This window comes from Aeromonas sp. 600479 (assembly GCF_049175515.1).
In the GTDB taxonomy this organism is placed as follows: domain Bacteria; phylum Pseudomonadota; class Gammaproteobacteria; order Enterobacterales; family Aeromonadaceae; genus Aeromonas; species Aeromonas veronii_A.
In genome coordinates this window covers 111,022-126,972 of record NZ_JAAKVF010000001.1, presented here as the reverse complement: position 1 = coordinate 126,972, position 15,951 = coordinate 111,022, and the positions used below count along the sequence as shown (strand labels likewise).

Sequence of the window (15,951 nt, the reverse complement as noted above, 5' to 3'; positions counted from 1 at the left end):
TGAAGCCATCGTTACGAAAAATCCGCTGGTTGTAAAAGATGGTTGCCAACTTAGCGAATTAAAATGTTGGATACAAGCGTGTAAAAGCGGATTTTGTACTGGGTGAGTAGAATAAGTGGAAATAAAAAATGACAGTAGTGCACTTCGTCTGGTGAAAAAACGCGCCGCTGCGAACCGGGTCGCAGCGGCGCGCGATGCAGAGAGGGTTAGCGGCGGCGCTTGAGGGTGCGGCTCACATAGTGCAGCCCGCTCTGGTATTCGCCGTTCACCGCCTTGAGCGCCAGATCCAGCGCCTGGCTCGCCAGCGCGTCGTGCTGCTGGGGCAGGGAGTTGATGCCAAAAGGGAGGAAGTCGAGCAGGCGATCGTCCCCGAAGGTGGCCATGGCGAGCTGGCTCATATCGATCTCTTGCTCCAACAGGTAGTCGAGTACTCCCTCCATCAGGATATAGGAGGTAGTGATTAGCGCTTCGGGCAGTTGACCCAGCTGCTGGTGCAGATCTTTGATCAGGCGATACCCCTCAAGGCGAGAGAAGTGATCCCCCTCGCACAGGTGGCGAGCCGCGCTGTGACTGGCAACCGCCTGCTCGAAACCGGCTTTGCGCTCCTTACTGATCGTGAGTGCTGGCAGCGCGGTGATCAAGGCGATATGGCGTAAGTTCGGGGTGAGCAGGGAGCTGGTGAGATCAAAGCTCGCTTTCTCGTTTTCACTGGCGACGGTGACGAACTTGTCGGCTGCCATCGCCCGGTCGATGGCGAGGATTTGGCTGCCTTGCGCCTGCAATTTGCCGTAGAAGGGGTCGTCCGGCGGCAGGCAACTGGCCACCAGCAGGGCATCCACATGGCGGCTCACCAGCATCTGGGCCAGCTCTTTTTCGGTGGCGGGCTCATCTTCCGAGCAGACGATCAGCAGCTGATAGCCCTGCGCCCGGCCCCCCTGTTCCAGCCGTTTGGCCAGTTTGGCGTAACTGGCGTTCTCAAGGTCGGGCAGGATAAAGCCCAGAGTCTTGGTCTGGCCGCCACGCAGGGAGGCTGCGCGGCTGTCCGGCTGGTAATTATGGGCGGTGACCACGGCCATCACCTTGTCGCGGGTGGCCTGGCTGATGCGGTATTGATCGGCCTTGCCATTGATCACATAGCTTGCCGTGGTGCGCGAGACACCGGCGAGGGCGGCGATTTCATCCAGTTTCATCATATTGGCTCTGTTTGAGTTGCAAGGCCCACGGTCACTGCCGGGTGAGGGCACCGAAAAGTGTGCGCGGGATCATATCATTGAAAAGCACTCTTTGTGGGTACTTGATCAATTCGCTGAAACGATTCAGTCTGAGTGTAAGTGAAACGATTCAGCCTGTCAGCAACGAAGAGACCCAGTGGCCTGAAAATCAGGCTCCGATCACAGTCAACCGTGTTCGGGTCTATTGTCAGCTGGCGAGTTACCCGAATGTTCAATTGTGACGTACCGGCGCGGCCGGAACCTGATGGAGAGTCTCTATGTTGAAGTTGGCGCGAGAGCAGATCTTGCTGGGGCAGTCGGTGGCAACCAAGTCGGACGCCATTGCCCTGCTGGCAGGCAAACTGACCGAAGCCGGTCTGGTGGAAGCGGGCTATGTGGATGGGATGCTGGCCCGTGAAGCGCAGCATGCCACCTACCTTGGCAGTGGCATCGCCATTCCCCACGGCACCACCGACACCCGTCATCTGGTGAAGAGCACCGGCGTCATGGTGGCTCAGTTCCCCAATGGCATCGAGTGGGACGAGGGGCAGATCGCCTACGTCGCCATCGGTATCGCCGCCAAGTCAGACGAGCATCTGGGCATTTTGCGCCAGCTCACCCATGTGCTGGGTGACGAGCAGGCGGCAGCCCAGCTCAAAGAGGCCACCGATGCCGACACCATCATCAATATCCTGACCGGCGCCACTGCCGCCAAAGAGGTGCAATACCTGACCCTGGCCGACTTCCCGGCCGATGATCGCGACCAGCTGTTGCTGGGCGCCGCTGCCCGCGCCAAGTCCGCCGGTTGGGGCGATGCCGCCATGGTGAGCGCGCTGCTGGCAAGCGACCCTGCTTATCTGGGTGAGGGCGTCTGGCTGGCGCGGGCCAATGTTCAGCAAACAGCATCGGCCCAGACCGGTTGGGTGCTGGCCACCCCGAGTAGCGCCCTCACGGCAGGGGAGCTGCCGGTTAGCGCCATGCTGCTGCTGTGCGCTGCAGATAGCGGCCATCTGCCGCAACTGGAGAATCTGGCCAAACTGGCGGCCGCCGGTCAGCTGGCGACGCTGGCGGGCAGCGAGGGGCTGGCCATGTTGCAAGCGGGCCCCGCGAGCGGTCTTTCCGAAACCTTCACCATCATCAACCCCCACGGCCTCCACGCCCGTCCCGGTGCCATGCTGGTCAAGGTGGCCAAAGAGTTTGAATCAGATATCCGGGTTGCCAATCTGGATGGCAGCGGCGAGGCGGTCTCCGCCAAGAGCCTGATGAAGGTGATCGGCCTTGGCGTCAAATGCGGGCACCGTCTGGCATTTCGCGCCGAAGGGGCAGATGCCGAAGCGGCCCTCAAGGGGATCGGTGAGGCCATCGCCGCTGGTCTTGGCGAGGGGGCGCATTGATGAAGATTGTCACCATTACCCTCAACCCCGCCCTTGATCTCACCACCCGTCTCGAGGCGATGAGCCTTGGCGAGGTGAATCTGGTGAGTGAGGCCAACCTGCGCGCGGCGGGCAAGGGGATCAACGTCGCCATGGTGCTCAAGGACTTGGGCTGTGAGGTGGGCGTGACCGGCTGGCTGGGCGCAGACAATGAGCAGAGCTTTGTCTCCCTGTTTGCAGAGCGGGCGCTGGATGATCACTTTGTCCGTGTCGCGGGCAGCACCCGCATCAACGTCAAGATCTCCGAGCAATCCGGTCGGGTCACCGATCTCAACCTGCCGGGGCTCACCATCCAGCAAGGGGAGGTGAGCGCGCTGGAGCTGGCCATCGACCAATTGGCTCCGGATGCCGAGTGGTTCGTGTTGGCGGGCAGCCTGCCCAAAGGGGTGGCTCCCGATTACTGCGCCCATCTGATCCGTCTGCTCAAGGCCAAGGGCAAGCAGGTGATCTTCGATTGCAGCGGTGCGGCCTTAAGCGAAGGGATCAAGGCGGCGCCGACCCTGGTCAAACCCAATCTGGAGGAGCTGAGCCAGTGGGCGGGCCGCCCCATCAAGACCCTGAGCGAGCAGGCCGAGTGTGCCCGCGCGCTGCAGGCAAGCGGGATCCCCAACGTGGTGATCTCCAACGGCGCCGATGGCCTCATCTGGTTTGCCCCGGATGCCGTCTGGCAAGCCATTCCGCCGCGGATGCAGGTGGTCAGCACCGTGGGTGCCGGCGATTCCCTGGTGGCCGGTCTCGCCCATGGTCTCAGCCTTGGCTGGACGCCGGAGCAGACCCTGCGGCTGGCCACCGCCGTCTCGGCACTGGCGGTCAGTCAGGTCGCGGTCGGCTTTGACGATATCAATGTGCTCAACCCTTTACTTGAACAGGTGCGCGTAGAGCGTCTGGATGAGCTGGCACCGGTTCAGTGCAATACCCCCTCAATGAAAAACTCAGGAGATGCCCAATGAAAGCAATCTTGGTTACGGCTTGCCCGGCGGGCATTGCCACCAGCTTTCTCGCTGCAAAACGGATAGAACAGCAGGCCAAACTGGCTGGCTGGGAACTCACCCTCGACGTCGGCTCCAGCGTGCAGCCCCGCCAAGTACCGAGCAAGGAGCAGATTGCTGCCGCCGATCTGGTGCTGGTTGTCGCCAGTGCCCCGGTGGATCTCGCCGCCTATGATGGCAAGCGAGTCTATCAAGGGAGCATGGATCTCGCCCTGCAGGATCCGGCTGCCTTGCTGGAAGCTGCCACCAGCGGTGCCAGCATCTATCGTCATCAAGCCGCTCCCGCAGCAGCTAAACCCGCCGCCGCTGGCAAGCGCATCGTGGCAGTGACAGCGTGCCCGACTGGCGTTGCCCACACCTTTATGTCGGCAGAAGCGCTGGAGACCATGGCCAAACAGCTGGGTTATCAGATCCGCGTCGAGACTCAAGGCTCGGTCGGTGCCCAGAATGCCCTGACTGCCGAGGAGATTGCATCTGCCGATCTGGTATTCCTCGCCACCGATATCGAAGTGGACATGGCGCGCTTTGACGGTAAGCCGGTCTATCGTACCAGCACGGGCGCGGCATTGAAGAAAACCCGCGCCGAACTCGACAAGGCGTGGAACGAGGCGACACTCTATCGCCACAGCGGTGCCAGCCAGCCCAAGAAAGAGGAAAAAGCCGGCCCCTACAAGCACCTGCTGACCGGTGTCTCCTTTATGCTGCCGATGGTGGTGGCGGGCGGTCTTATTATCGCTCTCTCGTTCGTGTTCGGTATCGAGGCGTTCAAGGTGGAAGGGACTCTTGCCGCCGCGCTGATGAAGATCGGTGGTGGCTCAGCCTTTGCCCTGATGATCCCGGTGCTGGCCGGTTACATTGCCTACTCCATCGCTGACCGTCCGGGTCTCGCTCCCGGCATGATCGGCGGTATGCTGGCAAGCTCACTGGGTGCCGGTTTCCTTGGCGGTATCGTGGCCGGTTTCCTGGCCGGTTACAGCGCCAAATATCTGAGTGACAAGGTGCGCCTGCCGACCACTCTGGAAGCGCTCAAGCCCATCCTGATCATTCCGCTGTTTGCCAGCCTCTTTACCGGTCTGGTGATGATCTATGTGGTGGGTGGTCCGGTGGCCGGCATCATGAATGCCATGACCGAGTTCCTCAACAACATGGGCTCTGCCAACGCCGTGCTGCTGGGTGTCATCATCGGGGCCATGATGTGCTTCGACATGGGCGGCCCGGTCAACAAGGCGGCCTACGCCTTCGGGGTTGGCCTGCTGGCCTCCAAAACCTACGCCCCGATGGCCGCCGTGATGGCCGCCGGTATGGTGCCGGCACTGGGGATGGGGATAGCTACCTTCCTGGCCCGCACCAAGTTCATCAAGGCGGAGCAGGAAGCGGGCAAAGCCTCCTTCGTGCTGGGTCTGTGCTTTATCTCCGAGGGGGCCATCCCGTTTGCCGCCAAGGATCCTATGCGGGTTATCCCGGCCTGCATGGTCGGCGGTGCCCTGACCGGTGCGCTCTCCATGCTGTTCGGTTGCGAGCTGATGGCGCCCCACGGCGGTTTGTTTGTGCTCTTTATCCCGCACGCCATCAGCAACGTCATGATGTATATCGTGGCGATTGCCGCAGGCTCGCTGCTGACCGGTGTCTCCTACGCCATGCTCAAGCGCGGCGAAGAGCAGGCCAAGCTGGCCACCGCATAAACCTTGCCGTCCGGCAATACGTTATAACCAAGAGCGGCCTGCGGGCCGCTTTTTGTTTTGTCGGGAGGATAGGTAACCTGTGAGGGGAAGAATAGGGAGTGGTTAAAAGTCCCAACCTGGTTGTTCTGGCAGCTCGGATTGGGCTACTTCCTGTGCCTTGCGGCGGGCGGCGTCGACCCGCGCCTTGCGGTTGCGGCACAGGCGCATCACCTCTTGTTGCTGGGCAGGGGTCATGGTGAGCCAGTTGAAACGCTCTTCGCGATTGCGCAGGCACCCCTTGCAGTAGCCTTTGTTGTTCACTTCGCAGACCCCGATGCAGGGGCTCTGCAGCGGGAATATTTCGAGCTGTTCCATTTATCACCTCGCACATCCTGTCACCTTGTTATAACCCAGCGGATCCCCTTTGGAGAAATCCTGCTTCAAGTGATTGATGTCGTTTGCTTTCCCCCTGCAAATTTGGCATCTTCCCCGCCGAGCATGGCTCTTGGCGTTATATGAGGACATATGAACAAACACGCGTACTGGCTGACCGCCGCAGTGCTGGGACTAGCCGGTTGTGCGGGCAACTCTGACAAAGCAGAAATGCCCAAAAAGCAGACCGACAACAGATGCTTTCTTAACTGCGAGGTGCCGGAAAATCTGGGCAAGCAGTATCTGGACGGGACCCTGCCAGAGGATCTGGTGAGGGTGGAGCGGGTCAATAGCCGTGCGCGTGCCGACTACAGCAAGTTTGGCCCGCAAAGCAGACTGGTATTGGAGCGCTCCGGCAAGATGACCCGCCGTTATGGCGAGCTCTATCACCAGCTCTCCCGCTGGGTGGCGGGCGGCGGCAATCCTGCCGACATCACCCGTTACGGTATCAGCCTGGCTCAGCTGGGTGGCGCCGATCGCATGGGTAACGTGCTCTTTACCGGTTACTACTCGCCGGTGCTGGAGGTGCGCCACCGCCCGGATGCCAAGTATAAATATCCCATCTATGCCATGCCCAAATGTGGCGGTCGCTGTCCGACCCGGGCCGAGATCCATCAGGGGGCCTTGGCCAACCGCGGGCTGGAGCTGGGTTACAGCAAATCCCTTATCGACAACTTCCTGATGGATGTGCAGGGTTCGGGCTTTGTCCACTACGGGGATGACGATCGGCTGCAATATCTGGGCTACAGCGGCAAGAACGGTCACGGTTACGTCAGTATCGGCCGGGTGTTAATCGATCGCGGTGAAGTGCCCAAAGAGCAGATGTCGATGAAGGCCATCAAGGAGTGGGCCAACCGTCAACCAGAGGAGAGCGTCAAGGAGCTGGTGGAGCAGAACCCCTCCTATGTCTTCTTCGAGCGTCGACCCACCAATGATGTGATCGGCGCGGCCGGTATCCCGCTGCTGCCGCTGGCGGCTGTTGCCGCCGACAAGACCCTGTTGCCGATGGGGACGCCGATCCTCGCCGAAGTTCCCTTGCTCGATAAAGAGGGCAACTGGACCGGCAAGCACCAGCTGCGCTTGTTGATTGCGCTGGATGTGGGCGGGGCAGTGAAGAAGGGCCACCTCGATCTCTACCACGGTATGGGTGAGAAGGCTGGCGTCGCAGCCGGTCACTACAAGCACTTTGGCCGGGTCTGGAAGCTGGGCCTGCACCATGGGCCGACTGCCGCCCCCTGGTTGTAATCCTCTGATGGGTTGGGCGTCTGTCATCGCGCGCCCTAGCAATGTGAAGAGACAAAAAAAGCCGCCGGATTGCTCCGGCGGCTTTCTATTTTGTGCGAGTTGCCAGTCTGTGGCTGCGTCAGCTCTTCTGGATATCCAGCCGGATGGCGCCGACCGGTTTGCAGCAGCAGGGGAGGCACTCCCCCTGGGCGACGAATGCCAGCGGCACCGAAGGATAGTGCACCTTGCCAGCCATCAGTGGAGTGCGGCAGGCGCCGCAATATCCGCTGCGACACTGGAACTCCACATGATGACCATGGCGCTCCAGGGTCTCCAACACGCTTTCGCCGGGATGGGCGTGCAGCACGGCACCATCCCGGGTATGTACCCGTGGTGCCACGACCGCATGCTGTTCGGCAGGTGCGTGCGGGGCAGGGATCAGCGTGTTGGTGGCGTCACTCACAGCTCGAAATCACCCAGGTCGTCGGCATTGACTTCGCTGTCGATCTGACCGACCAGATAGGAGCTGACCTCTACCTCTTGCGGGGCGACCTGCACGTTGTCGGATGACAGCCAGGTGTTGATCCAGGGGATCGGGTTTTGCTTGGTGCCGGCAAAGGCTGGCTGCAGGCCGACCGCACTCATGCGCAGGTTGGTGATGTACTCCACGTACTGGCAGAGGATGTCCTTGTTCAAGCCGATCATGGAGCCGTCCTGGAACAGGTACTCGGCCCACTCTTTCTCCTGAATGGCCGCTTCCTTGAAGATCTCGAAGCAGGCCTGTTCGCACTCGGCGGCGATCTCGGCCATCTCCGGGTCATCCTGGCCGGTGCGCATCAGGTTCAGCATGTGTTGGGTGCCGGTGAGGTGCAGCGCTTCGTCGCGGGCGATCATCTTGATGATCTTGGCGTTGCCTTCCATCAGTTCACGCTCGGCGAAGGCAAAGGAGCAGGCGAAGCTGACGTAGAAGCGAATTGCTTCCAGCGCGTTGACGCTCATCAGGCACAGATAAAGTTTCTTCTTGAGCTCGCGCAATGTGATGGTCACTTCGCGGCCAGCGACGGTGTGGGTCCCTTCACCATGCAGGTTGTAGAGGGCGGTCGCTTCGATCAGGTCGTCGTAGAAGTGGCTGATGGAGCCGGCGCGCTTCAAGATCTGCTCGTTGGTCACGATGTCGTCGAACACCTGGGCGGGAGTGTTGACGATGTTGCGGATGATATGGGTGTAGGAGCGAGAGTGGATGGTCTCGGAGAATGCCCAGGTCTCGATCCAGGTTTCCAGCTCCGGAATGGAGACCAGCGGCAGCAGGGCCACGTTGGGGCTGCGACCCTGAATGGAGTCCAGCAGGGTCTGGTACTTCAGGTTGGAGATGAAGATGTGCTGCTCGTGGGGCGGCAGGGCCTGATAGTCGATGCGATCACGGGAGACATCCACCTCTTCCGGGCGCCAGAAGAAGGAGAGCTGCTTCTCGATCAGCCGCTCGAACACTTCGTGCTTTTGTTGATCATAACGGGCTACGTTGACCGATTGGCCAAAAAACATCGGCTCTTTGAGCTGGTCGTTTTGGGTTTGGCAGAAAGTTGAATAGGCCATGGTTACCAGAATGTCTGTATGGAGAAAACAGGAGAGCGGGAGCTTCATGCTCCCGCCCGGTTATCAGTTCTTGCCGTGACTTAGATTTTGCAAGCCCCGCCAGCACAACCGTCATCTTGCAGGTCGGTCTGGGTGTCGTCTGCACCATCACGGGTGTTGTGATAGTAGAGGGTCTTGAGGCCGTATTTGTAGGCGGTCAGCAAGTCCTTCAGCAGCTGCTTCATCGGCACCTTGTTGCCTTCGAAACGGGCCGGATCGTAGTTGGTGTTGGCGGAGATCGCCTGATCCACAAACTTCTGCATGATACCGACCAGCTGCAGGTAGCCGTCAACGCTCGGTTGCTTCCAGAGCAGTTCGTATTGATCTTTCAGGCGATCATACTCGGGCACCACCTGTTTGAGAATGCCGTCTTTGGACGCCTTGACCGAAACCAGACCGCGCGGCGGCTCGATGCCGTTGGTGGCGTTGGAGATCTGGCTGGAGGTCTCGCTCGGCATCAGGGCGGTCAGGGTGGAGTTGCGCAAGCCCACGGATTTGATCTCTTCGCGCAGGCTTTCCCAATCCAGATGCAGCGGCTCGTTGCACAGTGCATCCAGATCCTTCTTGTAGGTGTCGATGGGCAGGATGCCCTGGGCATAAGTGGTCTCGCCAAACAGCGGGCAGGGGCCGAACTCGCGGGCCAGCTGCACGGAGGCTTTCAGCAGGTAGTACTGAATGGCCTCGAAGGTACGGTGAGTCAGGGCCAGACCTGAGCCGTCAGAGTAGCGGGCACCGTTCTTGGCCAGGTAGTAGGCGTAGTTGATGACGCCGATCCCCAGAGTACGACGACCCATGCTGCCCTTCTTGGCGGCGGCAATCGGGTAGTCCTGATAGTCGAGCAGGGCATCGAGGGCGCGTACGGCCAGATCGGCCATCTCTTCCAGATCTTCCAGCTTCTCGATAGCACCCAGGTTGAAGGCGGAGAGGGTACACAGGGCGATCTCGCCGTTCTCGTCGTCGATGTTGTTGAGCGGCTTGGTCGGCAGCGCAATCTCGAGGCAGAGGTTGGACTGGCGCACTGGCGCCACGCTCGGATCAAACGGGCTGTGGGTGTTGCAGTGATCGACGTTCTGGATGTAGATGCGACCTGTACCGGCACGCTCCTGCATCATCAGGGAGAAGAGGTCTACCGCTTTCAGGGTCTTCTTGCGAATGGCCGGATCCTGCTCGTACTTGACGTAGAGCTCTTCGAACTTGTCCTGATCGGCGAAGAAGGCATCGTACAGACCCGGCGCATCGGACGGGGAGAACAGAGTGATGTCACCGCCCTTGATGAGGCGCTGGTACATCAGCTTGTTGATCTGCACGCCGTAGTCCATGTGACGAACACGGTTCTCTTCCACGCCGCGGTTATTCTTCAGTACCAGCAGGCTTTCCACTTCGGTGTGCCACAGCGGGTAGAACAGGGTGGCCGCACCGCCGCGCACGCCGCCCTGGGAGCAGCACTTCACGGCAGTCTGGAAGTATTTGTAGAAGGGGATGCAACCGGTGTGGAACGCTTCGCCGCCACGGATAGGGCTGCCCAGACCGCGGATGCGCCCAGCGTTGATGCCGATACCGGCGCGCTGGGAAACGTAACGCACGATGGAGCTGGCGGTGGCGTTGATGGAGTCCAGGCTGTCGTCGCACTCGATCAGTACGCAGGAGCTGAACTGACGGGTCGGGGTGCGCACGCCGCTCATGATCGGGGTCGGCAGGGAGATCTTGAAGGTAGAGACCGCATCATAGAAGCGCTTGATGTAGTCCAGACGGGTATCTTTCGGGTACTTGGAGAAGAGGCAGGCCGCTACCAGGATGTAGAGGAACTGCGGGCTCTCGTAGATCTCGCCGGTGACACGGTTTTGTACCAGATACTTGCCTTCCAGCTGCTTGACCGCCGCGTAGGAGAAGTTCATGTCGCGCCAGTGATCCATGTGCGCGTTCAGCTCTTCGAATTCAGCCTGGGTGTAGTCTTCCAGCAGGTGTTTGTCGTACTTGCCCATGTCCACCAGACGAGCCACGTGCTGGTAGAGGTGGGGCGGTTCGAACTGGCCGTAGGCCTTCTTGCGCAGGTGGAAGATGGCCAGACGGGCGGCCATGTACTGGTAGTCCGGGGTCTGCTCGGAGATGAGGTCAGCCGTCGCCTTGATGATGGTTTCGTGAATGTCTGCGGTACGGATACCGTCATAGAACTGGATGTGGGACTTGAGTTCCACCTGAGAGACCGACACGTTGTCCAGACCCTCGGCGGCCCAGTCCAGCACGCGGTGAATTTTATCCAGATCGATGGGTTCTTTGTGTCCGTTACGCTTCGTCACAAACAAGTTCATTGGCTGATGACCTTTAGTTGATTCCCGAAAAACCATCGCACAATGACACCACCCTTGCCCGGCGATGTGCAGGTATTGGGTAGAGATTGTGCGATGAATCACAAGATGTAGTGTTATTTTAAGTTCGAGCTACAAGATAGTGAGGTCAGCCCACCATTGCAATGTGTGGATAAGTGACGAGCTGTGGATAAATTGTGAGTCTTGCCACCTCAGTTAGTGACCGCTCACAGTGAGCGGGTTTTCATTCGTCCGCTTCGTCAAATGCAAGCCTCCCGATCGAAGATGGAAAATTTAAATAACTTTTTTTGCTTGCGGAACAGGGTGCTTTTTACTAGCAAACGGCGGCTGATTATCCCTTATGCAATAAGGGTCAAAAGCTGTCCAGTTGTTCTAGCCGCGGGCTCAGCGTGGCAAGGGCTTTGCATCAGACGATGGGGTGTTGTGGCCGCTTTGTGACGGCTATGAGCTTGTCAAATGGGTATCCAACAGGCGGTAAGTTGCCTTTATTATCCATCAATAGAGGAGTGACGGTGGCGCAGGACGCGGGAGCGTAAAGGAAGAGATTCAGGGGGCGGAGAGTCTCTCCACCCCGTTATCACATGTCAGCCGGTAAGGCTGCCGTTACACCTTGGCCGTCAACTCATAGCGCAGCCAGTGGTGCAGGGCTTGCACGGTATCAAACTGCAGATCAGCGCCCCACTGGGCGGGGTCTTCCTCATCATTGAGATACCCCCAACCAGCGACGGCGGTGCGCATCCCAGCATTGCGGCCCGCTTCGATATCCCGCACATGATCCCCCACATAGAGGCAGTGAGCCGCCTCGACCCCCAGCTTCTCACAGGCAAAGAACATGGGGGCGGGGTCGGGCTTGCGTACTGGCAGGGTATCGGCACTGACGGTGACGCCGCAGCTGGCAAGCTGTGGCAGGGCTGCCAGCAGTGGCTCGGTGAGAAAGCCCGGCTTGTTGGTGACGATGCCCCAGGGGAGCTGTTTCTCGTCGAGCCACTCGATAAGATCCACCATTCCCTCATAGGGACGGGTACCGACGCAGAGATTGGCCGCGTAGTAGTCGAGCAGGGCATTGCGCAGGCGGGTGGCCCCCAGCTCTTCAAGCAGTTCGTCGCCGAGGCCCGCTTTCAGCAGCCCGAGCGCCCCGTGGGAGGTGGTCTGACGAATAATATCGTCAGAGAGCGGCGCAAAGCCTTCGCTGATCAGCACGTGGTTGACGGCGGCCCCCAGATCCGGGGCCGTGTCGAGCAGGGTGCCGTCCAGATCGAACAGCACACCGTGCAGGGGCAGAGGGTGAGAGGCGCTCATCAACCTTGCTCCGGGCGGACAAACTCCACCATATAGTTGACGTCGACATTTTTGCCGAGCTTGAAACTGTTGGAGAGCGGTGCATAGTGCACACCGCTCATATCCCGCACCAGCAGGCCCGCGGCTTCACCCATGCGACACAGTTCGGCCGGGGTGATGAATTTTTTGTGATCGTGGGTACCCTTGGGCACCATCTTCATCAGGTATTCGGCCCCGATGATCATCATCAGATAGGATTTGGGGTTGCGGTTGATGGTGGAGACGAACACTCGGCCGCCCGGGCGTACCAGAGTCGCGATGGCGCGCAACACGGAGGCGGGGTCCGGCACATGCTCCAGCATCTCCATGCAGGTGACCACGTCATACTGGCCCGGTACTTCGGCGGCATGGGCTTCGGCAGTGATCTGGCGATATTCGAGCTCAACACCCTGCTCCAGGGCGTGCAGGCGGGCGACGCCGAGAGGTTCCTTGCCCATGTCGATGCCGGTGACCTTGGCACCACGGCGGGCCATGCTCTCGGAGAGGATGCCGCCACCACATCCGATATCGAGCATGCGCTTGCCAAACAGACCGCCACTTTTGTCGGTGATCCAGTCAAGGCGCACCGGATTGATTTGATGCAGGGGTTTGAATTCACCCTCCATGTCCCACCAGCGGGAGGCGATGGCTTCAAACTTGGCGATTTCTGTCAGATCGACATTGGCATCACTGTTCATTTTTCGAAGATCCTGTGGCAGGGCGCCCGCATCTGAGTCATGGGCGCAATCTATTGTCCTGGCGGGCATTATAACGGACGGACTTTGTCACACCAGCCCGATCTGATACCCGATTTGTGGCTTAAGGTATTTGGCTCAGTGTGTTACCATGTCGCGCTGTTTAAGCCAAAGAACAACTAATTAGGGATAAGGCTTTCTATGAGCGATCTGGCCAGAGAGATCACGCCGGTCAACATCGAAGAAGAGCTCAAGAGTTCCTATCTTGATTACGCCATGAGCGTGATCGTAGGACGAGCTCTGCCGGATGTGCGTGATGGCTTGAAACCGGTTCACCGCCGCGTTCTGTTTGCTATGAACGAGTTGGGGAACGACTGGAACAAGCCCTATAAAAAATCGGCCCGTGTGGTCGGTGACGTAATCGGTAAATATCACCCGCACGGCGATAGCGCTGTGTATGACACCATTGTCCGGATGGCGCAGGATTTCTCCATGCGTTACATGCTGGTCGATGGTCAGGGCAACTTCGGTTCAGTCGACGGCGACAGCGCCGCGGCGATGCGTTATACCGAAGTGCGGATGGCCCGCATCTCCCACGAGCTGCTGGCTGATCTGGACAAAGAGACCGTGGACTGGGTGCCGAACTATGACGGCACCGAGATGATCCCGGCTGTCATGCCTACCAAGGTTCCCAACCTGCTGGTCAACGGCTCCTCCGGTATCGCGGTGGGCATGGCGACCAACATTCCGCCTCACAACCTCACCGAGATTGTCAATGGCTGTCTGGCGCTGATCGAAAACGGCGACCTCACCATTGACGAGCTGATGACCTACATCACCGGCCCGGATTTCCCCACCGGCGGCATTATCAACGGTCGTTCCGGCATCGTGCAGGCGTACCGTACCGGTCGTGGCTCCATCTATGTGCGGGCCAAAGCTGAAGTGGAAGTGGACGAGAAGACCAGTCGCGAGACCATCATCGTTCACGAGATCCCCTATCAGGTGAACAAGGCTCGACTGATCGAGAAGATTGCCGAGCTGGTCAAAGAGAAGAAGATCGAGGGCATCAGTGCCCTGCGCGATGAGTCTGACAAAGACGGCATGCGCATCGTTATCGAGATCAAGCGCGGCGAGTCCGGCGAGATTGTGCTGAACAATCTCTACAAGCACACCCAGATGCAGACCACGTTCGGCATCAACATGGTGGCGCTCGATAACAACCAGCCCAAGGTGATGAACCTTAAAGAGATCCTGGATGCGTTCCTGCTGCACCGCCGTGAAGTGGTGACTCGCCGGACCGTGTTCGAACTGCGCAAGGCGCGGGATCGGGCACACATTTTGGAAGGTCTGGCGGTTGCGCTGGCCAACATCGATCCCATCATCGAGCTGATCCGCCACAGCGCGACCCCGGCCGACGCGAAAGCGGGCCTGGTTGCCAAGGGCTGGGAACTCGGCAACGTGGCCGCCATGCTGGAAAAAGCGGGCGACGACGCGGCACGGCCAGAGTGGCTGGAGCCAGAGTTCGGTATCCGTGAAGGTCAATACTTCCTGACCGAACAGCAAGCCCAGGCCATCCTTGACCTGCGTCTGCACAAGCTGACCGGCCTCGAGCACGAGAAGATCCTGGAAGAGTACCAATCTCTGCTGGATCTCATCGCCGAGTTGCTGCACATCCTGGCGAGCCCGGTTCGCTTGATGGAAGTGATCCGCGACGAACTGCTGGCCGTGCGCGAGCAGTACGGCGACGAGCGTCGCACCGAGATCAGCATGTCCAGTGCCGAGATCAACATCGAAGATCTGATCACTCCGGAAGACGTGGTGGTGACCCTGTCTCACCAGGGTTACGTGAAGTATCAGCCGCTCTCCGACTACGAGGCCCAGCGCCGCGGTGGTCGTGGCAAGTCAGCCACCCGGATCAAGGAAGAGGACTTTGTTGAGCGTCTGCTGGTGGCCAACACCCACGACACCATTCTGTGCTTCTCCACCCGTGGCAAGGTCTACTGGCTCAAGGTGTATCAGCTGCCGGAGGCGTCCCGTGGCGCCCGTGGTCGTCCGATCATCAACCTGCTGCCGCTTGATGAGGGTGAGCGTATCACCGCTATCCTGCCGGTGAAGGAATATGACGCCGAGAAGTATGTGTTCTTCGCCACCGCCAACGGTACCGTGAAGAAGACCAGCCTCTCTGACTTCAGCCGTCCGCTCTCCTCCGGTATCCGCGCCATCAACCTCAAAGAGGGTGATGAGCTGATCGGGGTGGATATCACCGATGGCAGCAACGAGATCATGCTCTTCTCCGACGCGGGCAAAGTCGTTCGCTTCGCCGAAGGCAGCGGTCGCGCTGATGCCGATGTCAGCGATGACGTTGAAACCGACGACGATGCTGGCAATGACGATGATGGCAGCGACAACGGCGAAGGCACCGAAAGCAAGGGTACCTTCAAGGGTGTGCGTCCCATGGGTCGTACCGCAGCCGGTGTCCGTGGCATCAAGCTGGGCGCCGGTGACAAGGTGGTTTCCCTCATCGTTCCGCGCGGCGAAGGTGCCATCCTCACCGCCACCGAGAACGGTTACGGCAAGCGGACTGCGTTGGCCGAATACCCGACCAAGAGCCGTGGTACCCAAGGCGTTATCTCCATCAAGGTGGATGAGCGCAATGGCAAGGTGATCGATGCGATCCAGGTCGAAGATACCGACCAGATCATGCTGATCACCAACGGCGGCACCCTGGTGCGTACCCGTGTTGCCGAGGTGAGCGTCATTGGCCGTAACACCGGCGGTGTCCGTCTGATCCGTACCGGTGAAGACGAGACCGTGGTTGGCCTGCAGCGCATCGCCGAGAGCGACGAAGACGAGAACGACGCACTGGCTGTTGACGGTGAGGTATCTGAAGGTGCCGATACCGCGACCGGCACTGATGCGGTCGATGCAGGGGAAGCGGGCGACGAGTAATCGTCATCAGTTACCCGAGCAACGTCTCTGAGCAAAAAGAGCGACCCTGGTGGTCGCTCTTTTTATTTGTCTGCTTTTTAT

At 59.6% G+C, this 15,951-nt stretch carries 12 protein-coding genes; 5 read left to right on the top strand and 7 right to left on the bottom strand.

Annotated features, from left to right (window positions below):
* Positions 1–206: 206 nt before the first annotated feature.
* Positions 207–1,193, bottom strand: a complete 987-nt coding sequence (gene cra / locus G5149_RS00580; RefSeq protein WP_199251945.1) for a catabolite repressor/activator — start codon at positions 1,191–1,193, stop codon at positions 207–209.
* 296 nt (positions 1,194–1,489) lie between these two features.
* On the opposite strand from cra, the gene fruB reads away from it, so the two are divergent.
* Genes fruB through fruA form a run of 3 tightly spaced genes read left to right on the top strand, consistent with a single transcriptional unit; the run spans position 1,490 to position 5,315 of the window.
* Complete coding sequence (fruB, locus tag G5149_RS00575; protein ID WP_421211109.1) at positions 1,490–2,605, top strand: fused PTS fructose transporter subunit IIA/HPr protein; 1,116 nt, start codon at positions 1,490–1,492, stop codon at positions 2,603–2,605.
* Entirely contained in the window at positions 2,605–3,594 is a 990-nt protein-coding gene (pfkB, locus tag G5149_RS00570; protein WP_421211107.1) for a 1-phosphofructokinase, read from the top strand. Before fruB ends, pfkB begins: the two co-directional genes overlap by 1 nt.
* Positions 3,591–5,315 carry a PTS fructose transporter subunit IIBC gene (gene fruA, locus G5149_RS00565; protein ID WP_421211105.1) on the top strand — a complete coding sequence of 575 codons (1,725 nt, stop codon included), beginning with the start codon at positions 3,591–3,593 and terminating at the stop codon, positions 5,313–5,315. Before pfkB ends, fruA begins: the two co-directional genes overlap by 4 nt.
* Before the next feature lie 102 nt (positions 5,316–5,417).
* Here the strand turns inward: fruA and G5149_RS00560 are convergent, their stop codons facing one another.
* Complete coding sequence (locus G5149_RS00560) at positions 5,418–5,669, bottom strand: DUF1289 domain-containing protein (RefSeq protein WP_421211103.1); 252 nt, start codon at positions 5,667–5,669, stop codon at positions 5,418–5,420.
* Between the two features lie 150 nt (positions 5,670–5,819).
* Between G5149_RS00560 and mltA the strand changes: the two genes are divergently transcribed.
* Positions 5,820–6,971, top strand: a complete 1,152-nt coding sequence (gene mltA / locus G5149_RS00555; RefSeq protein WP_421211101.1) for a murein transglycosylase A — start codon at positions 5,820–5,822, stop codon at positions 6,969–6,971.
* 118 nt (positions 6,972–7,089) lie between these two features.
* Here the strand turns inward: mltA and yfaE are convergent, their stop codons facing one another.
* The 5 genes from yfaE to ubiG all read right to left on the bottom strand — a co-directional run bounded on the left by yfaE (position 7,090) and on the right by ubiG (position 12,924).
* Positions 7,090–7,413 (bottom strand): class I ribonucleotide reductase maintenance protein YfaE, encoded by a 324-nt coding sequence (yfaE, locus tag G5149_RS00550; RefSeq protein WP_421211099.1) that lies wholly within the window; start codon positions 7,411–7,413, stop codon positions 7,090–7,092.
* Positions 7,410–8,543, bottom strand: a complete 1,134-nt coding sequence (nrdB, locus tag G5149_RS00545; RefSeq protein ID WP_005336708.1) for a class Ia ribonucleoside-diphosphate reductase subunit beta — start codon at positions 8,541–8,543, stop codon at positions 7,410–7,412. The genes yfaE and nrdB overlap by 4 nt, the downstream gene beginning before the upstream one ends.
* 80 nt (positions 8,544–8,623) lie before the next feature.
* The gene (nrdA, locus tag G5149_RS00540; protein ID WP_323908400.1) at positions 8,624–10,891 is read right to left on the bottom strand and encodes a class 1a ribonucleoside-diphosphate reductase subunit alpha; all 2,268 of its coding nucleotides are present in this window, start codon (positions 10,889–10,891) and stop codon (positions 8,624–8,626) included.
* Positions 10,892–11,512: 621 nt separating this feature from the next.
* Complete coding sequence (locus G5149_RS00535; protein WP_421211097.1) at positions 11,513–12,208, bottom strand: HAD family hydrolase; 696 nt, start codon at positions 12,206–12,208, stop codon at positions 11,513–11,515.
* Positions 12,208–12,924: a bifunctional 2-polyprenyl-6-hydroxyphenol methylase/3-demethylubiquinol 3-O-methyltransferase UbiG gene (ubiG, locus tag G5149_RS00530; protein ID WP_069554821.1), complete on the bottom strand. Its 717-nt coding sequence runs from the start codon at positions 12,922–12,924 to the stop codon at positions 12,208–12,210. The genes G5149_RS00535 and ubiG overlap by 1 nt, the downstream gene beginning before the upstream one ends.
* Positions 12,925–13,122: 198 nt before the next feature.
* Here ubiG and gyrA point away from each other — a divergent pair, with 198 nt between their 5' ends.
* Positions 13,123–15,870: a DNA topoisomerase (ATP-hydrolyzing) subunit A gene (gene gyrA / locus G5149_RS00525; RefSeq protein WP_421211095.1), complete on the top strand. Its 2,748-nt coding sequence runs from the start codon at positions 13,123–13,125 to the stop codon at positions 15,868–15,870.
* Positions 15,871–15,951: the final 81 nt, after the last annotated feature.